16 protein-coding genes and 3 pseudogenes are annotated in these 23662 nt (G+C 63.3%); 7 read left to right on the top strand and 12 right to left on the bottom strand.

Annotation, left to right across the window (positions count from 1 at the left end):
* Window positions 1-45: 45 nt before the first annotated feature.
* The 6 genes and pseudogenes from PQI07_RS32125 (at window position 46) to PQI07_RS32100 (ending at window position 7954) form a co-directional block, all read left to right on the top strand.
* Entirely contained in the window at window positions 46-1659 is a 1614-nt protein-coding gene (locus PQI07_RS32125; protein ID WP_274928876.1) for a hypothetical protein, read from the top strand.
* Between the two features lie 89 nt (window positions 1660-1748).
* Window positions 1749-2156 (top strand): hypothetical protein, encoded by a 408-nt coding sequence (locus PQI07_RS32120; RefSeq protein WP_274928875.1) that lies wholly within the window; start codon window positions 1749-1751, stop codon window positions 2154-2156.
* A 193-nt stretch (window positions 2157-2349) separates the two neighbouring features.
* Window positions 2350-5331 (top strand): bifunctional diguanylate cyclase/phosphodiesterase, encoded by a 2982-nt coding sequence (locus PQI07_RS32115; RefSeq protein WP_274928874.1) that lies wholly within the window; start codon window positions 2350-2352, stop codon window positions 5329-5331.
* 91 nt (window positions 5332-5422) lie between these two features.
* Window positions 5423-6660 (top strand): annotated as a pseudogene (istA, locus tag PQI07_RS32110) (IS21 family transposase).
* Window positions 6660-7442 carry an IS21-like element helper ATPase IstB gene (gene istB, locus PQI07_RS32105; RefSeq protein ID WP_210028606.1) on the top strand — a complete coding sequence of 261 codons (783 nt, stop codon included), beginning with the start codon at window positions 6660-6662 and terminating at the stop codon, window positions 7440-7442. Before istA ends, istB begins: the two are co-directional and overlap by 1 nt.
* 71 nt (window positions 7443-7513) lie before the next feature.
* Window positions 7514-7954 (top strand): EAL domain-containing protein, encoded by a 441-nt coding sequence (locus PQI07_RS32100; protein WP_342462679.1) that lies wholly within the window; start codon window positions 7514-7516, stop codon window positions 7952-7954.
* A 290-nt stretch (window positions 7955-8244) separates the two neighbouring features.
* On the opposite strand, the gene PQI07_RS32095 is transcribed toward PQI07_RS32100, so the two are convergent.
* Complete coding sequence (locus PQI07_RS32095) at window positions 8245-8442, bottom strand: hypothetical protein (RefSeq protein ID WP_274928873.1); 198 nt, start codon at window positions 8440-8442, stop codon at window positions 8245-8247.
* 853 nt (window positions 8443-9295) lie between these two features.
* On the opposite strand from PQI07_RS32095, the gene PQI07_RS32085 reads away from it, so the two are divergent.
* On the top strand, window positions 9296-10276 hold the full coding sequence (locus PQI07_RS32085) for an AraC family transcriptional regulator (protein ID WP_446721000.1): 981 nt from the start codon (window positions 9296-9298) through the stop codon (window positions 10274-10276).
* On the opposite strand, the gene PQI07_RS38030 is transcribed toward PQI07_RS32085, so the two are convergent.
* The 11 genes and pseudogenes from PQI07_RS38030 to PQI07_RS32025 form a co-directional block, all read right to left on the bottom strand.
* A complete protein-coding gene (locus PQI07_RS38030) occupies window positions 10209-10949 on the bottom strand; it encodes an IS66 family transposase (RefSeq protein ID WP_446720999.1) in 741 nt (246 codons plus the stop codon). The genes PQI07_RS32085 and PQI07_RS38030 overlap by 68 nt on opposite strands.
* Before the next feature lie 45 nt (window positions 10950-10994).
* Window positions 10995-11342, bottom strand: a complete 348-nt coding sequence (gene tnpB, locus PQI07_RS32075) for an IS66 family insertion sequence element accessory protein TnpB (RefSeq protein WP_274928872.1) — start codon at window positions 11340-11342, stop codon at window positions 10995-10997.
* The gene (locus tag PQI07_RS32070) at window positions 11339-11545 is read right to left on the bottom strand and encodes a hypothetical protein (RefSeq protein WP_274928871.1); all 207 of its coding nucleotides are present in this window, start codon (window positions 11543-11545) and stop codon (window positions 11339-11341) included. Before PQI07_RS32070 ends, tnpB begins: the two co-directional genes overlap by 4 nt.
* Before the next feature lie 54 nt (window positions 11546-11599).
* Window positions 11600-11755, bottom strand: coding sequence for a transposase (locus PQI07_RS32065; RefSeq protein WP_274928870.1), 156 nt, complete (start codon window positions 11753-11755; stop codon window positions 11600-11602).
* Window positions 11756-13089: 1334 nt separating this feature from the next.
* The gene (locus PQI07_RS32060; RefSeq protein ID WP_274928937.1) at window positions 13090-15801 is read right to left on the bottom strand and encodes an MGH1-like glycoside hydrolase domain-containing protein; all 2712 of its coding nucleotides are present in this window, start codon (window positions 15799-15801) and stop codon (window positions 13090-13092) included.
* 11 nt (window positions 15802-15812) lie between these two features.
* Entirely contained in the window at window positions 15813-17750 is a 1938-nt protein-coding gene (locus PQI07_RS32055; protein ID WP_274928869.1) for an amylo-alpha-1,6-glucosidase, read from the bottom strand.
* Between the two features lie 1610 nt (window positions 17751-19360).
* Window positions 19361-19477 carry a gamma-glutamyltransferase gene (locus tag PQI07_RS32045; RefSeq protein ID WP_274928868.1) on the bottom strand — a complete coding sequence of 39 codons (117 nt, stop codon included), beginning with the start codon at window positions 19475-19477 and terminating at the stop codon, window positions 19361-19363.
* Between the two features lie 262 nt (window positions 19478-19739).
* Window positions 19740-20038 (bottom strand): annotated as a pseudogene (locus PQI07_RS32040) (hypothetical protein); the annotation flags it as partial.
* A 382-nt stretch (window positions 20039-20420) separates the two neighbouring features.
* A protein-coding gene (locus tag PQI07_RS32035; RefSeq protein WP_274928867.1) for an IS5 family transposase occupies window positions 20421-21226 on the bottom strand; the annotation gives its coding sequence in 2 pieces (ribosomal slippage) (window positions 20421-20890 and window positions 20890-21226; 807 coding nt in all).
* 81 nt (window positions 21227-21307) lie between these two features.
* Window positions 21308-22051, bottom strand: a complete 744-nt coding sequence (locus tag PQI07_RS32030) for an SDR family oxidoreductase (protein WP_274928866.1) — start codon at window positions 22049-22051, stop codon at window positions 21308-21310.
* Window positions 22052-22600: 549 nt separating this feature from the next.
* Window positions 22601-23657: pseudogene (locus tag PQI07_RS32025) on the bottom strand (ISL3 family transposase); the annotation flags it as partial.
* Between the last annotated feature and the right edge of the window lie 5 nt (window positions 23658-23662).

Genomic DNA, 23662 nt, shown 5'->3' with positions numbered 1-23662 from the left:
CAGCCGTGCGGGCCGGTCGCCCGCGCCCTCACCCCGAGGCCCGCAATGCCCTTCCGTGCCACCCTTAAGAAGCTGATCCGCCGAGACGCCCCCACCCCAAGCCTGCGCGAGCGCGCGGCCACTCTGCGCGCCCACATCAGCCCTCGCGTTGCCGAGCCCCGCACCATCGCCACCAGCACGCCGACAGAGGCCCCGACGCCCAGCGAGCCCGCTACTAAGACCGACGCTGAGCTGCTGCGGCTCGGCCGCCAGTTTGAGGCCGCCAGCGCCCGCGAGACCGCGGCCAACGAAGCGTGCAACGCGGCTCAGCGCGAGGCGGAACGGCGCATGCCCGCGCGTCCGGCCTGCTTGACCTATCGCGCGTCCGATGCACCCCTGATGGTCCATCAGAACCTGATGATGGCCGAGGCTCTAGCAGGGCAGGAAGTCTGCTGGCCTGACATTCATTGGCTCCGGAGCCGGATGCCGATGACACACGAGGTTCTACGCCCGATCCGAGGGGGCGAGCGCGCCCACCGAGACCACCCCGGCCGCATGTTCGACATCGTGCCTCATCCTGAGGCGCAGGCCCGCGCCGAGGAGATCGTGGCTGCCTGGGATGCTTGGCACGCCGAGAAGATGACCCTTTACAGCGAGCATGTCACCGACGCCCTAGACAATGCTGCAAATGAGGCCGGCGAGGTCGTGTCCTCCCTCGCGTACCGGATCGCGGATCTGCCGGCACACACCGCAGACGGGTTCCGGGTGAAGCTCCGGGCGCTGTCGCATCTCAGCCGCAAGACACTTCTGGCCGAGATCCCCGATGAGCCGGACCCGGATCAAGCCATTTCGCACTCGCTCTGGCGAGACGTGCAGGACGAGGGCGCAGCGAGCGGCGACGGCCACACCGCCACGGTGGAGGAGGCCGCCAGCCTCGACTTCATCGCCTACACGTTCGACACCCCGGCCCGCGATCCGAACGGCTGGCTTAAGGAGTTCGCCCGCCACGCGATCGGTATGCACATCGCAGATCGCACCTTGCGCATGAGCAAGCCCAAGTTGGTCGCCTTCATTCAGAAAGGGGGCGAGCGGGACGCGGCCGTGCCGACTGACATGCTTGCGGCGCTCGAAAGCGCACAGAAGACCTTTGAGGGTTGGGGCAAACTTCTGGATGTGGCGCGCACCCGGTATCTTGTCGCGGGCTCATCCGCAGTTCTGGCGGACGCCAAGCCCCAGGCGGGGAATACAGAACTGGAGCCACAGGAGGAGACCCCGCCAGCTCCCGTGCCGCTTCCTACATCTAGCCTCGCCGGCATGTTGGACCTCACGTCCGCCACCATAGGTGATCTGCTGGTGCTGCATGATTTGACCAACCGCATCGGCAGTATAGTCTACGCCCATACCTGGGGGCCTCGCTGCCGACAGAGTGAGAACAAGCACGGCGCCCCGTACTTCAACGCCGCCGGCAAGCTCGTGCAGTGGATCGGCGACGCCCTGACTGCGGTGGAGACTGCGGCTCACGCGGAAGCCAGAAGGCGGACGCCGACGAACGGTGACGACCGCGAAACCCGGCTGTCTATCCTAGCTGTCACGACCATTGAGAACGGCGATCCCGACGAGACCGAGGGCTTTGCCCACGAACTGCTGGCCCATGCCGCGGCTTGGCGCGAGGGCCGCTAACACCGGCTCTCCCTCTCCCCGTAGCCGTGCGTACCTCCCCGGCCGGATCCCGCCGGGCCTTCCCCTCACAGAGACCCGAGACCTGACCTATGGGCGACGTGCTCACCTTCACCCCGCGTCCGAAACCGGCTGCTCCGGAAACCTTGAAGCCACTGACCAGGGCCAATCTACGCGCCAGTCTGGAGGAGGCGGCCCAGACCGCCCTCGACGCTGCGGACCGCATCATCGCGGTGCTGGACCGGATGGATGGCGATGCGGACCACGAGGACGGAAGGGACGCGGAGCCCTCCTTGGCCGCGCCCGAGAACGCCACCGGCTCGCAGGTCGTCTACATGCGCGGCGGGGACAAGGACCAGGAGGAGGAAGCGTACGAGACCGTGCTGCCTGAGGTGGTTGCCGAGCCGTTGCCCGAGGCTATCGTGCTGCCCTGGCGAGGCCGCGGCAATGTCATCGCGGCGGCCGGCATCCTCCTCGTCGATCTGCTGGAGCGGGCGTAATGCAGGATCCGCTGTAGGTCGATACCTGCCGCTAAGCAGCTGCGCATGAGGGCTGGGTCCCTTTGACAGGCTGATACTACAGGTTGTGATATTCAGGCTCAGCAGTGTATGAGGGTGGTATCGCGGCTCTGCCCCCGGCTTCCCGCGCTTCAGAGACTTTTTGTGCTCCCGCCTGTTGCGCGCGGAGAGCCCTGTGCCTCGTTCCTTCTTCGATATCCGTGACGGTCGCGTTGAGCGCGACAACGTAGGTCAGGACCGTGCCAACCTGCACGCCGCCGCGCAGGAGGCTGAAAAGCCGATCCCTGGGATTGTCGCTGACGAAGAGCGAAATAGGCTGCCTATTCCCGTAAATGAAGCCGAGCGGCTCACGGAGCTTCACGAGCTGCGTATCCTCGATACGCAAGCCGAAGATCACTTCGATGCCGTGTGCAAGGCGGCTGCTGCTCTGTTTTCCCTGCCCATTGCGCTCGTCTCGCTCGTCGATAGCGACCGGCAATGGTTCAAGGCCAAGTGCGGGATCGATGTCGAAGGCACACCGCGTGAACTCGCGTTCTGCGCCTACGCCATCCTCCGCGACGATGTCCTCGTGGTGGAGGATGCGACGGCCGACCCGCGCTTTGCCGACAATCCATTGGTGATAGGCGGACCCGGCATCCGCTTCTACGCAGGGGCGCCCCTCGTCCTGCAGTCCGGCATCCGAGTCGGAACGCTGTGCGTCATCGACACGAAGCCACGAAGCTTCTCGGACTTGCAGAAGACCCAGCTTCAGGATTTCGCTCGGATCGTCGTTGCCCAGATCGAGCTACATCGTGCACGCCTCCTGCTCGAAGCGGCGCTTGAGGACCGCATTCTCTCGGAAGCGCAGATCGCCGCGAGCGAAGCGCGCTACCGCGCCCTAGCGGACGGACTGCCTCAGATGGTCTGGGTGATGACCTGCACGGATGGCAGCGCCATCTACACGAACGAGCGGTTCCGTGCCTACTATGGAGCCATTGGTTCGCAGCGCGAGGAGCGTACAAGCCGCAACCATCCCGCCGACGCCGAGCACATGGCGGAGGTTTGGGAGCGCGCCATCACGGACGAGCATACCTACGTGGTCGAAGGGCGCTTGCGTCGCCACGACGGCATCCACCGTTGGCACAAGCTGATCATGATCCCGATCCGTCGGAACGAGACGGTCGTGGAATGGCTTGGCACCGCTCTCGACATCGAGGATATCGTCAAGGCTCGTGAGACTTTGGAGCAAACGACCGATCTGCTGCGGCTGGCCCAGGAAGCCGCTGGAGCGGGTGTCTGGCAGTGGAACCTTGACGAAGACGTGGTCCGCAACTCGCCCGAGAGCGCTCGCATGCACGGACTTCCGTGCGAACCGGGTTCGACGGAATGGGTCGAGGTCAGCGTCGCGGATTGGTCAGCGAACGTCCATCCCGACGATCTAGCTCCGGTCGAGGCTGCCACACACGCCGCCGCACTGAGCCATAGTAAGACCTACAAGGTCGAGTTCCGCGTTCGCCAAACCGAGAGGGGCGATACCTACCGCTGGCTGATGGGCTTCGGCCGGATCATCCGTGATGAGACGACAGGCCAGCCGCTGCGCATAGTCGGGCTCAACCTCGATGTGACCGAGCGGCGTGCGACCCAGGACGCCCTCATTCATAGCGAGAGTCTCCTGCGCACGAGTGAAGAGCGCCTCGCCCTTGCCCTCGACAGCGGCACTGACGGCTTGTGGGACTGGAACGTCCCAACAGGTCACGTCTGGTACTCTGACCGTGCCCTCACCCTGCTCGGCTACGAGCCGGGGGATCTCAACCCCCACATAAGCGCATGCATCGACCTAGTACATCCGGACGATCTCACGCAGACGCAAGCGCTGCTTGCAGAGCATCTCGAGGGAAGCACGGCCGCCTACACGTACGAGCATCGCATGCGGACCAAATCAGGCGACTACACCTGGGTTCTGTCGCGCGGCAAGGTGGTCTCACGGGACGCGCAAGGTGCACCGCTGCGCATGGTCGGCACCTACAACGACATCACCGAGCGTAAGGCGGCGGAGCATCGCATCGCCTACATGGCCCGTCACGATGTGCTCACGGGGCTGCCCAATCGCACCGTGTTTCGCGAGCACTTAGAGCAGAGGCTGGGGGAGGTTCGACGCGGCCGAGGTCACGCGGCTCTGCTGTGCCTCGATCTCGACCGCTTCAAGTCCGTCAACGACACGCTCGGCCATCCAGTTGGCGATCAGTTGCTCTGCCAGATAGCAGCGCGTCTGAAGGAGACGGTACGAGAGGGCGATGTTGTGGTGCGTTTGGGTGGCGACGAGTTCGCCATCATCATCTCGCACCTTGACCATGCGCATGACGCCAGCGCTCTGGCTCAGCGCGTGATCGATGCCGTGGGTCAACCGCTCGATCTTGGTGGACACCTTGTGACGGTGGGCGTCAGCATCGGCATCGCAGTCGCATCCGCGAACGGCGACGCACCGGAAGCCCTGTTCAAGAATGCGGACCTCGCCCTCTACCGGGCGAAAGCTTCGGCACGCAACTGCTACCGCTTCTACGAAGCAGGCATGGACGCAGCCGTTGAGGCACGGATGCAGCTCGAATTCGAGATGCGCGAGGCGGTCATGTGTGGCAGTTTTGCCTTGCACTATCAGCCCGTGCTGCGTCTTGCCGACCACAAGCTCGTCGGCTTCGAAGCGCTGATGCGTTGGCCTCATCGGACTCGTGGGATGATCCCTCCGGGCACGTTCATCCCGCTGGCCGAGGAGACGGGGGTGATCATTCCGCTCGGCTCTTGGGCGTTGCAGGAGGCATGCCGCGAGGCTGCGCCTTGGCCAAATGATCTGCGGGTTGCCGTCAACGTCTCGGCCGTTCAGTTCCAGCAGCCTGGACTGGAGCAGAGCGTGATGTCGGCGCTCGTCGCCTCAGGACTCGCGCCTCATCGTCTGGTGCTGGAGATCACCGAGAGTGTTCTCGTCCAAGACGCTGAAGCGGTGATTGCATGTCTACATCGACTGAAAGGTGTCGGGGTTCGCATCGCGCTGGATGACTTCGGCACGGGGTACTCGTCGCTCAGTTACCTGCGCCGCTTCCCCTTCAACACGATCAAGATCGACCGCTCTTTCATCAGCGAGATCTGTCAGGCGACAGGGCAAACTGCCCCCCTGACGCCATGAGGACCTGACCCCCTCGATGAGCGAGGAGGTCGAGATGATCAGGAACGAGGATCAGGCTCTTCAGCGGACGGACGATCCGCGGAGGACCGAGATGAAGACGCCGGACGACGTGTCGGCGATGGTGCGGCTGAAGGCGCTGGGCTGGGGCGCCAAGCGGATCGCGACCGAGCTCGGCTGTTCGAAGAATACGGTCAAGCACTGGCTCCGTCAGGGCGATTGGCGCCCCTCTAAAACGCCCTCACGGTCGAAGCGGCTCGACGGCTTGACGGACTGGTTGGCCGAACGGTTCCGGCAGCATGCGGGCAACGCCGACGTCGTGCGCCAGGACCTCGCCAACGAGAAGAACATCCACGTCAGCCTGCGCACCGTGGAACGGGCCGTGGCGCCGTTGCGGCGGGACTTGGTGATCGCCGCGCGGGCGAGCGTGCGGTTCGAGACGCGGCCAGGTGAGCAGATGCAGATCGACTTCGGCGAGCGGCGGATCGAGATCGGCGGCGTGCCGACCCGGGTTTCGCTGTTCGTGGCGACGCTCGGCTACTCGCGCCGCCTGCACGTGCGCGCCTTCGGCCACGAGCGGCAGGAGGACTGGTTCGCCGGATTGGAGAGCGCCTTCCAGGCGTTCGGCGGCGTGCCGCGCGAGGTGCTGCTCGACAATGCCCGCGCCCTGGTCCTGCACCATGACCCGGTCAGCCGCGAGGTCATCCTGCATCCGCGCTTGCACGCCTTCTCCCGGCATTGGGGCTTCCGGGTGCGAGCCTGCGCCCCGTACCGGGCGCGCACGAAGGGCAAGGACGAGCGCGGCGTTGGCTACGTCAAGAAGAACGCAGTGGCCGGTCGCCGCTTTGCGAGCTTTGCCGCCCTGGAGGCGCATCTCGACGCCTGGACACGGGACGTGGCCGACCGGCGCGCGCACGGCACGACCGGTGAGGCGCCGCACGCGCGGTTCGCCCGGGACGAGGCCCGGGCGCTGCGGCCGCTGGCGGGCGTGCCGCCATCTCCGCCGCGCGCGACCTCGTGCGCCGGGTCGGGGCAGACTGCGCGGTCAGCGTCGACGGCAACGCTTACTCGGTGCCTTGGCGGCTGATCGGCGAGCGGGTTCGCGTCACCGTGAGCGGAGCGGTGGTGCGCGTCCACCACGGCGGACGGGAGGTCGCCGTGCACGCCGCGTTGAAGGGACGCCACGGCCGTGTCGTCGACGATGCCCATCTGGCCGGGCTTGTCGGCAGCCGAGAGCGACCGGCTCACCGGCTCGACCCGTCTTCTGCCATGCCACCGGCGCTGTTGCGGCCGCTCGCCGAGTACGAGGCAGTCGCCGGGGGAGGCTTCTGATGGGCGAAGATCACCTCACCATACTGCTCGATCGCCTGAAGCTGACGGCTATGCGCGATCAGCTCGATAGCTTGATCGACGAGGCCGGCCGGGGCGAGCTGACGATCCGCGAGGCGCTGACCCTGTTCTGCGAGCGCGAGATTGCTCGGCGTGACCAGCGCCGCATTGACATGGCCTTCGGTCTGGCTCGCTTCCCCTTCGTGCGGGATCTGACCGGCTTCGACTTCGGCGCCCAGCCCTCGCTGGACAAGGCACAGATCCGTGAACTCGCCACCGGCCGCTTCATCGCCAATGGCGAGGCGGTGCTGCTCCTCGGCCCACCGGGTGTGGGCAAGACGCACTTAGCGGTGGCGATCGGGCGCGCGGCGATCGTGGCCGGCTATGGCGTGCTGTTCACCCCGGCCACGACGCTCGTGGCGCAGTTGGCCAAGGCGCATGCTGAAGGCCGGTTGGAGGAGCGACTGACGCACTACGCCAAGCCGAAACTGCTGATTATCGACGAGCTCGGCTATCTGCCGTTCGAGCCGGATGCCGCGCATCTGTTCTTCCAGCTCGTCAGCCGCCGCTACGAGCGGGGCGCGATGCTGGTGACCTCGAACCGGGCGGTGGGCGAGTGGGGTAGCGTGTTCGGCGACGCGGTGGTGGCTACCGCGATCCTCGATCGGCTGCTGCACCACAGCCACGTCGTCACCATCCGCGGCGACAGCTACCGGCTTCGTGAGAAGCGTCGCAGCGGCCTTCTGCAAAAGGCGGCTGCGGTCCCCCAACCCACACCCGTCTAGGCGAGGGGAAATCGGCGTGGGGGTCAGATCCTCATGACGCGAAGGGGTCAGTTCCGGATGTCGCTTGAAAGATCAGCGATCCCGGCGCTGCGGCCATCGTTCGAGCCGTCGTTGGCATCGCGACGCAGCTCGGCGCGACGGTGACAGCCGAAGGCGTCGAGACCGATGATCAGCTTGAGCAGGTTCATCGGGAAGGCTGCACGGACGTACAAGGCTACCTGATCAGCCGTCCCCTATCCGCTGAAAAATCTATTGAATTCATCAACGGTAGTCGCCTGGTAGAAGCAGGAAGGGATCTTTATCGCGATTTGCTGCCGGATACATGCCTGCTCAGCAAGCCGTACGACTTTGCGACCCTCATCCAAGAGGTAGAAGCCGGGCGCCCACAAGTGCGGAAGGAGCCGTCAACCGCTCCCGTATTGCCGAGCGGATTACCGCCCCACAGGGGAGTGGATCTAGGCAGCGGCGTGGGAGCCATTGCCGCTCCCTCGACCGAGCCGGATAAGACGTAACCCCCGCCTCCACGACGGCTATTTCGGATCGCCCACCTCGGTGAGGCCGGCCAAAGTCGATTGAAGCAGCCCCTATGGGGCGGCGCTCCGTTTGTCTGCGTTCGAGAACGGTGCGCACCACCATCAACAGCTGTTACGGTTCGCAAGCAGCCGGCGACGAGCTGCTGCGGCTGGCCCAGCGCTGGCTGGCTTGTCATTAAGGCGATCGGCAACCTGCTAATGGCCGAGGAGTCGGTGGCGCTCGCCCAAGTGAGAGGGGTACTGCGGAGGCCGACTGTGCGTGGCGAGCCTCAGTTCGAGGCAGATGCCCGCAGTTCGTGGCATCTGACCAGCAGCCCGACGAGAAGAAGCTGACTGACGTCTATGCTGGCTATTTCGGCGGCGCGTTTGTCAGGGGGTAAATTCAGGACCCCAAGGTCGCGCCATGAGCGGCGGATCCCCGCTTGCGTCCTGGTGATCTCCAACTCAACCCGCTCAAGCTCGATCATCGCAGAGCCTCCGCAACGTTGACTTAACCGTGCCGCCCGGTCGACATGGACCGCTCCGGCCGCGCCCGCCTTGGCGAGTCGAGAGCCGGCAATTCAGGAGAGCAATCGCCGCGAGATAGACCCTGAAAAGCCAACAGCCCCTTCCCGGCAAGGAAGAGGCTGCTGAAAAAACCGAGGGCCTGTGAGGCCGGCGTTGCTGCCCCCCACAAGCCATGAGACCCCCCGGGGTGTCAAGACGGAACCTGTTTCCGTCAACGGGAAGGCTTTGCCTGGACCCTAGCCGCGGCCCGTGAGGGACCGGGATCGATGAGTTATGCCGATGAGATCCGCCGACAGGTGGAGGCGGCTCCGCGCGGCGTTGCCGGCCATCACGGCTGCGCTGTGGAAGGCCTTCGGAGAGGGGAACATCACGGAGGCCGAGGCGGAAGCGCTGTCAGAGCTGATTGACGCTCGACGTTCGACCGATACTGGACAGAAATCCGGACAGAGGCCGAACTTAACTGCAACAGCCGCCAGTAGCTTGACGCTTCCCGTTCAGGATCGCGTAGGGTCGCTCAGGAGGACCGTCGGCTCGGCGGCCGCTTGGTGGTCAACAGCGTTGATACGGTTCGCGCTGCCTGCGTCGCGATGTTAAATCGCACCGACCTTAGCGGAATATCTAACTCCTTCGTGGGCCAGGAGCCCGCAGCTGTAGCCAGTCACATTCACGGCCTAGCCGAGGTTGGTCGAGTGTCCGCGCCGCTTACGGTCAGGCAACGCCCGATTCGGGATTGGTTTACAGGCCTTGTTCGAGCTAATTAGTACGGAAATTTGGCGGTTCTCTGCCTAATCATCTCAAACAGGTGAGATCATCATGGCGTTGCCCGAGGATTGGTTGAGCCGCCTGCTCGCGCTTGTCCCCGTCCGCGGACGCCTGGACATCTACTGCTCCTATGGCGCGCCCTGGCGTATCGACCAGGCCCGTGCGGCGGTCGGCGAGATGGCCTTTCACGCCCTCGTCGCCGGATCGGCCGTGCTTGAGGATCCGACGGGTGGCCCGCCGCTGCGCCTCTCGGCCGGGGACATCTTGCTGCTCCCGAGGCGGGAGGACCACGTCCTCCACGATGGCAGCGGGGCGCCCGCAGCGCCGGCGCATACGCGGACGGGCTCCAACCTGCTGATCAGCGAGAACGCGGGCGCGGGCGAGCGGCTCGACATGCTCTGCGGGCACTTCGTGCTCGCGCGCCCCCAGGAACGCCTGCTGCGGGACTACTTGCCGCCGCGGCTCGTGGTGCGAACGGCCGAAACGACCGCGTCGGCGACCTCTTCCGGAACCCGGGACGTACTGACCGGCCTCGTGTCGCTCATGCGCCATGAAGCGGTGTCCGACGGCCTGGGCGGCCGGGCCATGCTGGACGCGCTGTCCACGGCGCTGTTCACGCTGACGCTGCGTCTGGCCAGCGAGGCCCGGGAGACGCCCGCCGGCTTGCTCGCCCTGGCCGGTCACGCCCGCCTGGCTCCGGCCCTGTCGGCGTTGTTCAACGAGCCGGGCCGCCCGTGGACGCTGCCCAAGCTGGCGCGCCTCTGCAACATGTCCAGGGCGACCCTGGCGCGGCAGTTCCAAGAGAGGTTGGGTCAGTCCGCCAGCGAGCTCTTGACGGACATCCGCATGGCCCTGGCGGCGAGCGAGCTGCGCAAGCCGTCCGTGAACACGGGCGCGGTCGCGGAAACGGTCGGGTACCAGTCCGAAGCCGCCTTCCAGCGCGCCTTCAGGCAGCGCATGGGCGTCACCCCGGCGCAGTGGCGCCGGGGCACGCAATCCGCGGAGCTGGCCGCCCCATCGCTTCCATCGTGAAGAGCGGCGTCGCTACTTGGATTGCGGCGGCACGCCCGCGAAGAGCGGACCGAGCCCCTCCGCCATGGTCGGGTGCGCCAGAACAGCGTCCCGCAAACGCTGGTAGGGCAGTCCCGCCAGCATCGCCGTCTGCACCCGCTCGTCCGCGGGGGATCGGGTGGAAGGGGGCCGGGGTCTGCGCGATCGTCTCGCAATCGCTGCACGAGAAGCGCTCGCGCACGTGCTGGATCACGGCCCAGCGCGCGGGGATCCGCTCCAAGGTCTCGGTGACGTCCTCGCCGAGAGGGCGAAGGCGCGTCCCACCGCAACAGGCGCAGGTCGTCGGGCCGGGATGGACGATGCGCTCGCGCGGCAGGTGCTCAGGCAGAGGCCGGCGGGCGAGCTTGCGCCTTGAGAAAGCCGCACCGGAGAGCGCTTCGGGCTCGGCAGCCGCCTGCGCTTGGGTCTCGGCCAACGTCTCCTCCAGATCCTCCAGGACGAGTTCGAGCTGGTCGATCCGGGCGCTGCGCTCCGAGGAGGTCCCGAACCGTTCTCGCCGCAGCCGGGCGACCTCCAGCTTCAGCCGTTCAACCGCGATCTCCGAAGCGAGCCGGGCCGCCCGCTCGGCCAGGATCATGGCATGGGCGGCGGCGAGGTCCGTGGGAAGCGGCTGGGGCTCGGGCGCATTCGGCACGCTGGAAAGAAGAGCATATTCTTCAAGCGTTGTAACGCGTTATCCTCAGCCTAGAGCGCTCGGACGCCAGCTCTCCTGCGGCATCCGCCAGTCGATCCCGGAGAGCAGGTAGCCGAGTTGCGCCGTCGAGATCGTCACGGCTCCGTCGGCCACCGAGGGCCACAGGAAACGGCCGCGGTCGAGCCGCTTCGTGAACAGGCACGCCCCCTGGCCGTCGTGCCAGATCACCTTGATCAGGTCGCCGCGCCGTCCTCGGAACACGAACAGATGCCCGCCATGGGGATCGCGCTTGAGCGTCTCTTGGACGATCAGGCCGAGACTGAAAAAGCCCTTGCGCATGTCGGTGTGACCGGTGGCCAGCCACACCCGCACGTTGGCCGGCAGCGGGATCATCGGCCCTCCAGGGCATCGAGCACTCGACGCAGCGCCGCGGCATCGACGTCCCTGTCGACCTTGAGACGCCGACCGCCGCCGAGATCGATCTCAATGACGCCGCTCTTGCGCCGAGGCCGACGCAGCGGCGCTGGAGCACGCGGATCATCCGAGGGCTGGGTGGGAACAGGAAGTGACGGCTCCGGGGTGATCGCGACGGGCACGAAGACCGGGACCTGCTCGTCTCCGCCCAACCGGCCTTCCCGAACCTGACGACGCTACGTGAACAGCAGGCCCTGGGCGATCCCGTACCGGCGCGCCACCGAACACACCGACACGCCGGTCTCGAACGATGCTTCGACGATCCGCACCTTGGCATCGAACGACCAGCGCCGCCGCCGTTCGGCGTTCTCCAGTAGCTCGCCCCGCATCATCCCGACCCGCTGACCTTAACGCCAGCATTAAGGTCAGGCCTCACCGCTGAGTGCGATGCTCTCAACCGCGGCCTTCACCAGAGGCGTACATAAATGACGTTCCGCACGCGGCTCTTATGCAAATTATAGCTGTACGCTGACCCGGTCTGAGGACAAAGAAAGTGCAAAATAAAAGATGTAAAAGTAAGCATCCGGCCTGAGCCGCAGGCATTCCGGTCGTGGTCGATGGTTACCTGCCGCTTGAGGCGCTCCAGTCGCCGCATGAGTGCTTGCCTCTTGGTGGGCGCGAGATCCGCGAACGGCTCCAGGCAGGCAGTTCGCAGGTTGCCGCGCAATTCAGCAACATCCGCCTCCGCTCTTGCGGCCAAGTCCGACTCGGCTGAAACGAACACGCGCGGCGCCCCGCCAGTGCGCAGAGTAGGTAGGCCGGGATCCCTAGTTCGATCCTTTGGTGGTCTGTGAGCATGGGCATCAGGGCGTGCACCGACCTGTGCGGCACTGGAGAAGTTCCTGTTAGTTCGGCGACGTCATCGCCAATCCAGCGGCGCATTGACCCGCGCCAGGCACATCAGACGACCAAATACACCGATCCAGGGACGCCGTGAAAGCGTTCGAACATTGATGGCGCGTTCCGAGGCAACGCAGCGAGCACACCGAAGCGCCAGGTATACGCCGGAGCCAGGAGCGCTTCGAGACCCAGGCGGCGAGATGAACCGCGTTAAGGGGAGCGGCGGTGTGAACGCCATGGAAGGGCGGCTTGGCTAGTCCGTAGTAACGGTCTCGGCGCAGTCTGAAGCCGCGTACGCCCTGCGATACCCCCCTGCCCTGCCGCGGCTTCCACGGGCCTGGGCCCTCCTCGCTCTCGTGCCGCCTGCGCTACCGCCAACACCGCGGGCACGCGGATATAGGGTCAGCTCGCGGCTCGTCGCTCGGGTACAGCACGGCTTGGTCGGGCAGGGCAACTGCCATGACTGAAGCCGGCCTTGATGAACCGGCGGCTGCTCGTTATGCCCCGTTACAAGCCCTGGTCCGTGCTCTCATGGCTCGCAGCGCAGTGCACGCTGCCACGGCGAGGACAGCGCCAATCGCCGCCTTGATCCTCAAAGACCCAGGCCACCGACGTCCTCGGCCGATATCCAGCCAGTCTGCACCGCTCAACCCAGAGCACGAGGGCCAGGAAGGCGTGGTAAGTCAGCGACGATCAACGGCCCAATGCGCTGCTTATCCTAATGCAGAGTCGTCGAGTATAAATTCAGAGCGGACCTGAACGAGCCTGATCAAAGGAGAAATTTCATCCGGCGCACCACAGCTAAGGGCTTCTCGTGATATTATTACTAAGAATAGATGGCATGGTTCATCGCGAGATCGTTGAGCCGACCGGGCCTGAAAAGCAACGCCACCAGTCCGGTCCAGCCGGTTTGATGCATCGCCCCTAAACCTGCTCCAGTTTCACCGTGAAAATACTCGTGGAATGGTATACAGTCCTGCACTTGTGGGTCATTAGCAAGCGCTCCATAGGAAACGTGCACAGGCCGCCGCCCATCAGGCCCTCTGAGGAAAAGTTTGCAAATTCGCCGGCTCAACTCATCGGCGATCTCGGGAAGGCTCAAATACCGACCAGAGCCGGTCGGGCATTCAAAGCGAGTTTCCGCTCCGTGGAATGTCCCGAAGCGATCGAGCGCCTCGATGAGCAGCACGTTGATCGGCATCCAGATGGGGCCACGCCAGTTCGAGTTTCCTCCAAAAGTACCGGTCTTCGACTCGGCGGGTTCATAATCGACGGCATAGCGCGTGCTATCCCACTCAAGGACGAATGGATGGTCGGCGTGCGCTTTCGATAGGGCGCGAATACCGTGATCGGACAGAAATTCTGTCTCATCTAGCAGACGGGCGAGCAGTGCCTTCATCCGGTGGCGGCGCAGGAGTGATAGCAGGAGTAGGTCGCCGTTCGGACCCGGCGGTGGTCCCTCTCCATCCCCTTGGCTCCAGTGCGAGACGAGTGCTGCGAGGTCGGGTCGATTGCGCAGCATCCAGTTAGCTCGGCGCGCGAAGCCCGGGAAGCGATCGCGCAACTTCACATCAAGCACCTCGACGGCACAGAGCGGAATCAATCCAACAAGAGAGCGCACCTGTAGTGGCAGCTTTCGACCGTCAGGCAGCTCAAGCACGTCGTAGAAAAACTGATCTGCCTCGTCCCACAATCCACGCCCGCTAGCACCGATGTCAGTCATCGCCTCAGCGATATAGAGAAAATGCTCGAAAAATTTCGTAGCAATGTCTTCGTACACTCGATCTTCTGTGGAAAGCTCGAGAGCAATCCGCATCAGATTTAGAGTGTACATTGCCATCCAGGCAGTGCCATCGGCTTGGTCGATGGTACCGCCAGTCGGCAGCGGCGACGAGCGGTCAAATACGCCGATGTTATCGAGACCCAGGAAGCCACCCTGAAACACGTTGCGGCCTTGCGCGTCTTTACGATTGACCCACCAAGTGAAGTTCAGCATCAGTTTATGGAACACGCGTTCCAGAAAACCGCGATCCGGTTGCCCGGTCAAAGCGGCATCCAATTGGTAGACGCGCAATGCAGCCCATGCGTGCACGGGCGGGTTCACGTCGCCGAAGTTCCATTCATAGGCCGGCAATTGACCGTTGGGATGCATATACCACTCGCGGGTCAGCAGCACGAGCTGACCCTTGGCAAACTCCGGATCAATAAGCGCGAAAGTTACGCAGTGGAAGGCGAGATCCCACGCAGCGTACCAGGGATACTCCCAAGTATCAGGCATTGAAATAATATCGGCGTTGTTAAGGTGGGCCCATTCGTGATTGCGGCCGTGAAGTCGCGAGGCCGGCGGCTCGGGTTGGGTCGGATCACCCATCAACCAGCGGCGGACGTCGAAATGGTAGAACTGTTTCGACCACAGCATCCCGGCCAGCGCCTGACGCTGTACGAGCCGCGCGTCGTGGCTGTCCATCCCATGCTGGAGTACGGCATAGAAGGCGTCGGCCTCGACGATCCTCCGTTCGAACACCTTTTCGAACTCAGCTTCGCCTAGAGCGGGTTCGTCGGCCAGATTCAGGCGGTAGCGCAGCACGTGGAGCTCGCCCGGTGCCAACGTGTGGCGGCTTAGCGCCGCGCATTTAGTACCCTCTCTCAGAGGATTTACGTGCGTCCGGGTACCTGCGATCACATCGTCGTTGATTGAGTCCTTCGGATGGAACGCCCCTTTCGTACCGAAAAGGCGCTCCGAGTTGGTTTCGTTCTCGCAAAAAAGGAATTCAGCTGGCTGGAGAGCCGTAAACAGACGTTTGGGGCCTGTGGCTCGGCTCGCTTCGACGACCGGTCCTTCCGTGAGGCGGAGAAGCGGACGTTTAGGATCTTCGCGCCACGACCACGTGTTGCGGAAGCAGAGGTGCGGTAAGATGTGGATCTCAGCCGCTTCCGGACCGCGATTTATGATCGTGACCCGCATCAGCACGTCCTCGGGTCCCGCTTTGGCATACTCGATTGTGATGTCGAAGCAGCGGTTCTCCGCCAGAATCCCCGTGTCGGCGAGTTCGTACTCCGGCAGGTCGCGCCCCTTGCGGCGCCCATTTTCAGCTACGAGATCGGCGTACGGAAATTCGGCATGTGGGTATTTGTAGAGCATGCGCATATACGAATGAGTCGGCGTTCCATCGAGGAACCAGTAGAGCTCCTTTACGTCCTCCCCGTGATTGCCCTCGGCGTTGGTGAGCCCGAACATCCGTTCTTTTAAGATTGGATCGTGTCCGTTCCAAAGGGCCAGCGAAAGGCACCAGAGTTGCTTGTCGTCGCTGAAGCCTGCAATACCGTCCTCTCCCCATCGGTAGGCCCTGGAGCGGGCGTGATCATGGGGTAGGTAATCCCAAGCGGTACCATCGGCACCGTAGTCCTCACGAACGGTACCCCATTGCCGCTCACTGAGGTAGGGCCCCCAACGGTGCCAGCCCTCTGTCGCGCACGATCGCAGGCGGCGCCCCTCCGCGGTGTCGAGCAGATGCCGGACGTCGGAGGCTTCGGGCATATCGATCTTCCTCAAGAAACGTCCACGCCCAACATGCGGCGAATACGGACATACTCACCGAGCGACCACGCCTGGAACGGGCTGCCACGGGGCCGATGCGGGGGGTCGCCATCGGCGCACTCGCTGACGTGACCGAGACCGGCTTCGGAGAGGTGTCGCTCCAGTGGCGGCAGGAAGCGAGCGCGCGCCTCCGCCACGGTCGCTGCGTCGTCGCCATACACGGAGAGCCAGGCATCGACGAAGGGACCGAGGAGCCAAGGCCAAACGGTGCCCTGGTGGTAGGCCCCATCTCTCGTCCGCTGGTCGCCGCCATAACGTCCAACATACGCGGGATCGTCCGGCGACAGGGTCCGCAGACCGAGCGGCGTCAGGAGCTTACGCTCTACGACATCAACGACATCCCGCGCCGGATCTCCAGCCAGGAGCGCGAACGGGAGACCACCAACGGCCAGGATTTGATTAGGTCGCAAACTCGCGTCGAGGCGGCCTGGAACGTGATCTACGTCAACGACGTCGAACAAGCCGCCGGCGGGGTTTGGGAACCGGCGAGCAAAACTCTCCCGTGCTCGAGCCTCGATCACCGAGAAATGCGGTTCCCAGCGAAGAGCCGCGATCCGCAGAGCATTGATCCACAAAGCTTGTACCTCCACCGGCTTGCCGATGCGAGGCGTCACAACCCAATCACCGACCTTGGCGTCCATCCAGGTAAGCTGAATGCCGGGTTCGCCGGACGCGACGAGCCCGTCGGTGTCGACGTAGATGCCAAACCGCGTGCCGGCCACGTAGCCGTTTAAGATGGCAAGAATCGCGGCGCGCAGGCTGGGTTCGGACCGGGCCTGGCGTCCAACAGCATCGCAACCTGCGAGGAAATCGTGAACAGCGATCACAAACCAGAGCGAAGCGTCAACTGAATTGTATTCCGGCGCCGCGCTGGAATCGGGAAAGCGATTGGGCATCATACCTGCGCTCACGGTCCCGGCCCAGGCCGTGAGGATGGCTTCCGCCTTTTCGTATTCACCCAGCGTCAGTAGCAAGCCGCGCATCGCAATGAAGGTATCGCGGCCCCAATCCGTAAACCATGGATAACCCGCGATCAGGGTGCTGCCCCGGCCGCGATCCACTTGGTAGCTCCGGGCGCTGAGGCGGACATCTGGGCAGGCCCGGGCCTTCCGGGCCGCAGCGAACAGGCGGTCGGCCACGCCCTGAATACGGACCGGCCCGCTTTCCCCGACGCGCAGCAGCATCAGCGCCGGTCGTGGCCCTTCGAGATCGAAAATGAACTGACCGGGTGCGGCGAGATCCTCGATACAGTCGAGCCCGCGCTCCTGTTCAACCGCATAGAGAAAGTGCCGGTACCACTCCGGTGCGTGACGGTACTCCGCCGTTGTCAGAGCCGTGATCGCTGGCTGGTCCTCGTAAGGACGCCAAGTGACGTAGGCACCAACCTCCCCGCCGCCGACGCGGGCCGAAAAATCCAGGACCGGGTTCTCGACATGTAGAGCGTGGTAGTCCCTGCCCGACAGCAATGGTCGCACATCGAGGGTACAGCGCCCCTCACCAAAAGTTCGGGACCAGCGAAGTAGCGTGTCGCAGTTGTCCCGATCGACCAGGATTTCCTGCGTAATTTCAGTGCCGTCCGGCAAGCGAAACGTCCATGTTGGCCAAGGCCGAGCGGAGAAAGCCGTGACACACTCGAAGCCGCGCGGATGAAGCACGCCCGGCGCATAACGCTGCGTGCTGATCCCTCTCCTCCCGGCCGCAGTCTCGACCCAGGCTTCGAGTCCGTTGACCAGCACGACGCGCCCAGTGGGTGGACGCGTCGCAGTAAGCAGCAGCGCGTGATAGCGCCGGGTCCGAAGACCCGCCATAGTGCCCGAAGCGAAGCCACCGATTCCATCGGCCTCTAACCATTCTTTGTCCTCGCCGTTGATGGAGAGTGCGTCAGTCATGGCGGTCACCGAGTTGGCCGAATTGAGGGCCGCTTTGAACGGCAACCCGCGTAGCATCGCTTAGCCGAACCTCGACATTGTGGCGCGGCCAGCGAGCCCTTGCGCCCCCCGATGACGAACCCACTCCAAGGGTTGTCTGCGTTGGTCGGCACCGTGATCACCCTTGTCAATCTTATGATCGTCGTCCGTGCCCGAACGTCCTTCATCTTAGGGACAAACTGGGGACTTCGCCAAGAACGGATCCATCCTCGCAACGTCCATCACCTTGGCGACCTTTCAGTCCGCACTGCACTTCACGCCCATGGCCGCAGATTTGATGCCCTCAGCGCCGCAAATCCGAATGCGCCATTCTGCTTAGAACGAAACCGGCAAGGTAGGCGACGCCAGTTCGCACAATCCCCGCTAGCGTATCAAGCCAACTTGCGTCCCTTCACCGGGTCGACAGAATGACTAGCGTGCACAGCTTGTCACCGGCACTTCACCTGCCAGGCTTGGCGGTCGACTCGGAAAGCTTCGTTCTTCACGCGCACGAGTTTGCTCGCATGGAATGTTGCGTCTGGCGCTGTCGTCAAGTTCGCGGCGCTCAATTTCTATTTGCCGCTGTACTTCGACAGTGCTTACAGGAGCCTTCTCAGCACCCAACACGTTCTGAGCTAAAGCACTCTCAGCCGCAACGACCGTTAGCAGCACCGTTAACGCAACAATAGACGGATGCAGCATCATCAGTTCGCCCCCTTTGGGTTCCTCTGCTGCACATAGCCTTCGCGTGGCTCGAATCGGCGCAGGGCATCCGCCTCACCTTCTGCACGCGATCTGGACGGCCTTGGCAACAAGCGAAGATTAATACCACCATGTTACAAAGAGATTTCATTTCGACGCCGGAGTGAGCAATATCAGACCGATCAACTGAGCATATCCGGTTCGCCGCAGCAATAAAAATGTCGAACGTAATTGCTCCACTGTTCGTCAGAGCAAAGTTCCTTTCCCGCACTAATTTGTTGAATAAGGCGTCGGCGAATCAGCATATGTTGATCCAAACGATACCAAGAGGCGCGAGGGCGTCACCAGCGACACCGATTGATACGCCTGCTGCTGGTGCAGTGACTTTGACAGATGATTCCGGGATCGACCGGCGGCAGCGAGGATGACGGCTGCGGGTTTGGTCCAGATAAAGGGTCTGGCGCGCCGGTTGTGCTCGGCGATGTCGCGTTTGATTGCCGCCGACAGGGCGACGACGCTGGTGAAGGAAGCGAGCCGCAGTCAACGGCGCGAGAGCGCGGAAAAGAAGCCTTCGACGGCGTGGAGGCAGGAGGCGGAGGTCGAGGTGAACTGGAAGGTGCAGCGCGGGTGGCGGGCACCGTCTGAGCCGTTCCCCAGACTCCCATGCCTCGCCGCCCGTGTGGATCCTCCGTCCGCATTATTGCACCAGATAAAAGCCCGAGGATGCGAACCAATCATGCTGAGATTGGGCAGTATGACCAAAGTGGATCATTGGCATATCTTTGGTCGGCGACGAGCTCCTTCGTGCCCCAGGGCTTCTGCTCGACGATCATGTGGCCCATGCCCCTGAGGATGCCTCGCGTATCCGTCGAGCGTGCGTAGGGCTCGGCCTAGATTGTGGCGGGCGGGCATAGGTGATAGATGCGCGGGGCGTCCACCGCCTCCTGCGGCTCCATGCCGTATTCGAGCATGCTGATCAGCGTCTGCCAGTTGCGGCTACGCGTCAACGCTTGTCCTGCGAGGAGCCCAGTGAAGGCGGCCCATGCGGCAAGAGGCGCCCCGAAGGGGCATCGGGCCGGCTCCGGCCCGGCTGGGGCATCGTCAACGCCAACGTCAGGATGACAAGGAAGCTGAAGCCGACGCCTAACGCCGCGGCCCGCATCTGTGCCCTCGGAGAGGGATGTCGGCCTATCCGTTCCGCCAGGGAGAATCCCGCGGCCCACGTTCCGACAATCAGCAACGGAAGAAATCCGGACGACACCGAGCGCATCGGGCAGTCTTGTTGGGCATCGTCCTCATGGCTGCGTTAGCGGAGCGCGTCTCGATGCAGATCGCCGGAAAGCCCGCTGCGCGACGTTCGTCGTGCAACCAGGCTGTCAGCGAGCACGCTTCCAGGCCGATGCGCTCCAAGGGAGGTCGACCCCTGTCAGGGCAGCGATGAGGGCGGGAGGCTCGCTGGCGGCCCGCAGTTCCTTATTGATTTGTCCCCTGTCGTCGACCACGCAGATCGCGGTCTCTCCCAAGGAGACATTGAACTGATGCGGTGGATGCCCCCCACCGACCGGCATCTCGTGTGCCTGACGGTTGTATCGGAACCGATCATAGGGGTCATCGATGACGACGATCAGCATGTTGGCAGTCGATCTGTCGAAGGGCAGCTTTCAGGTCTGCGCCGTAGGTCCGGACGGGACGGTTCTCTATAATCTTGCCATACTCGCGCGCTGCGCCAGCCTACATTGGACCGACCGCGATCGTTTCCTTGTAGATGTCCAATCCGATAAACGTGGTACCTTGCCCCACGACAGTCTTCTGTGCCCGTGACTCGGCACCGGACGCTGTCGTAGCCCTCGTTCATCTGCTTCATATAAGATGGGTCGCCTGCTCCCAGGCGATCATCTGGCAAACCATGTGCAGCCATGCTGCAAAACAAGGTCGCTCGCCTTAGAGCGCCTAACAGAACCGTTTAATCTGGTTGAGTGTGATGAGGCTGGCAGCGAGGCTGGTGAAGGCCTCGTAGATGTCGGCGCGTCGCTCGTAGCGGACCGGCAAGCGCCGGAAGCGATTGAACCAAGCGTGCGTGCGCTCCACCACCCATCGGTACCGGCCCAGTCTCTCGCTGCTCTCGATGCCGCGGCGTGCGATGCGCGGTACAATCCCACGTGCCCGGCACTCGTGTCGGCGCGGTCGAGCGTCGTAGGCTTTGTCGGCGTGCAGTTTGTCCGGGCGGTATCGCGGCCGGCCCCGCCGACCGTTGCGCACGGGCGGGATGGCATCGAGGGTCGGTGCCATCATCACGCTGTCGTGCCGGTTGGCCCCACTCAGGCAGACGTCGAGCGGCGTACCACGCGCGTCGGTGACGAGGTGGCGCTTCGTGCCTGCCTTGCCCCGGTCCGTCGGGTTCGGGCCGGTGGCAGAGCCCCCTTTTTGGCCGGGACAGAGGCGCTGTCCAGGCTCGCTCGGCTCCAGTCGATCTGACCCGCCCCGTGCAGGCGCTCCAAGAGCACTTGATGCAGGCGCGCCCACACGCCGGCCGCCTGCCAGTCCCGTAAGCGGCGCCAGCAACTCATCCCGCAGCCGCAGCCCATCTCCGCGGGCAGCATCTCCCACGGAACGCCTGAGCGCAGCACGAACAGAATGCCGGTCAACGCAGCTCGGTTCTCGATCGGCCGACGGCCGCCTTTTGGACGTGGGCGGAGCGGCGGCAGAAGCGGCGCAATCTCGGTCCAGAGATCATCGGGCAGAAGCGGACGTGCCATCACCACCAACGCCCACCCACGCAATCCGTGCCCGTTCTGTTAGGCGCTCTTAGTCGTCATCAAACATGCCCGCAGCTCTGTTCAAGTATCAAGCATACCGCCATCACATACAAATTCACTGCCCGTCGTGAACGTTGCGTCGGTCGCCAGGAACAAAATCGCTTTGGCGATTTCTTCTGGCCTGCCTATGCGGGCTAATGGCATCATTGCTTTGAAGGTTTTGAGCATGTGATCTATCTGTTCCTTCGACAACCCGGTCTTGCTTGCTAGAGGTGTGTCGACCGGCCCAGGACTTATCGTATTAATGCGTATCCCGTACGGGGCAAGTTCTGACGCAAGTGTCCGGCAGAACGATCGCAATGCCGCTTTGGTGGCCGAATAAACGCTTGTCCCGGCAATACCCATAGAAGCACCCGATGAAGATGTAAGCACGATCGCGCTACCAGGCGGCATAATTGTGTATGCGTGCTTGATAGTAAAATAAGGCCCCTTCGTGTTTACATTGAATTGTCTGTCAAATGCCTCTTCATCGACACAGTTTATCGGAGCACCTTCCATTATACCGGCATTCAGGCACAAAATGTCAATTTTACCGTAATTGAAATTGATATGCCCAATGAGATCTTCAGTTGCTCCTATGTCAGACTGATCGGATAGAATAGCTTCAATTCCCGGAATTTGCTTTCGTGCGAGTTCAATTGTTTCGATTTTAGAACCCGTAATAACTACTGTAGCACCTTGATCGTGCAATAATTTGGCAGTTGCTGCGCCTATACCCGTGGTACCGCCAGTAATTAGTGCAACCTTCCCCGAAAGATTGGGCATAGTTCCGCCTTTCAATTGAAGTGACAACGCGTAGGATAGTTTGCGCAGGTTGCAATGTTATTTCAGATATAGTCGGAATAGTTACATTAGTAGTGCGCCTTTGACGCGCGTCGTTAGGACTCTGTGCGGGCAAGGCACATATAACTTGCTCCAGCCACAGGTGGCCGTTGGTGCACATTACTCCTGAGTTTGACCCGATAATCATCTCGGACGCGCCTGCTACGAATTATTAAAATATTAGGCGGTGCGTATTAACATAATTAGGCTAAGACGATGTTTCGGCATTTAATTACAAGAAGTAAAGCAATCATTTCTCAATGTTTAAAGATTAATACTAAATACAATAAAAAGCGTACTACTCAAATTACTGGCGGCAAAAAATAGATGATCTGCAGGAATTCTTGCGATCCCATTGATCCACATCGAGTAATGTGGTTCGTTTTCAGGTTCGGTGATTCAGGCTGCGAGGAGGAGGCGCCGGGGCAGTAGGTCGGTCTTGGCGCGGCCGTACTTGGATTGGTTCGCCAGCTTGAGGCAATTGACCTACCCCTCGGCCTGCGAGGCGCCGCAGCAACCGCCCACGATCCGGCAGAACCGGCGAGCCAGTTCGACGACCCTGGCCACCTCCTCATCCTGGCACGCGCGACCACCGCCGCAGCGTCGGTGTCGAGGTCCTTGGACTCGTGCAGGAGATTTCAGGACGGCTTCTTCGGCGAGGACAGCGGAGGGAGCGTCTCAGGGAGGTCATCGTAGAAGAGAGCCATGTCCGGTATCTCGCGGCTGTGGTCCTGGCGAGTTGCGTGCGCCGCTTGCTCAGCCAGCGCCGGATCTGCTTCACGGTCCCGGGAAAGCCAACGGCGCGCAGCTCGCGCCAGAGCTGAATCGCGTTCCCGCGTCCTTCAGCGTATCGGGCGTGCAAGTGGTTCAGACGGGGGTCGAGGTGACTGCGCCCCAGTCCGCGCCGGCCAAGACGCGGGAACCGTTCGGCGAAGGCGTTCCTGCGCACTCTGGCGCGAGCCAATCCGGTCTCGCGGTTGATCCGTCGGAGTGACTGCCCGGCCGCACGACCGCGCTGCACGTCGTCGTAGAGACCCTCCCGCCGCCCGACCACCGCGGCGCGTGCGAGCACCTCCGCGGAGGCTCGCGGGCAGGTTTGGTCCGGCGGGCCGAGGAAGTCGGGATTCTTTGCCGGCGGCAGCTGCTCCAGGCGCGGGTGGACGCGGGCGAGCCAGCGCTCGACTATCCGTCGGGTGTCGAGAAGGAGGTGCCACAGTTCGGCGAACTGCACAGCGGCGGATGCGGCCAGCGTAGTGCCGCAGCCGTACTCGGTCGAGCAGTCGCGCGCCACAAGCCGGCCCTCGGGAAGACTCGGCGAAGGTGCGGCGGAGGCAGGCCTGATCGCGGGAGTAGAAGTGCCGGACCGGCAATTGCAGCCGGACGGCCTTGCTGGCCGGCAGATCGTCAGCCCGTCGCTGATATCGGCTATGGACCGCCGCGCTGCGGCTTCCGCGGGTCGGCCAGCGGGCGTGATCGTGCCGTTCTCGGGCGCGGACAGTGAGGGCCGTGGGCCGTCCCGCGAGATGCGGACGATGTGGCAGCCAGGCAGGGAGC

Origin of the sequence: Methylobacterium sp. 092160098-2 (assembly GCF_028920805.1) — a bacterium.
GTDB classification, from domain to species: domain Bacteria; phylum Pseudomonadota; class Alphaproteobacteria; order Rhizobiales; family Beijerinckiaceae; genus Methylobacterium; species Methylobacterium fujisawaense.
Note: the sequence above shows the minus strand (reverse complement) of the source record. Positions and strands in the feature narration are given on the sequence as shown.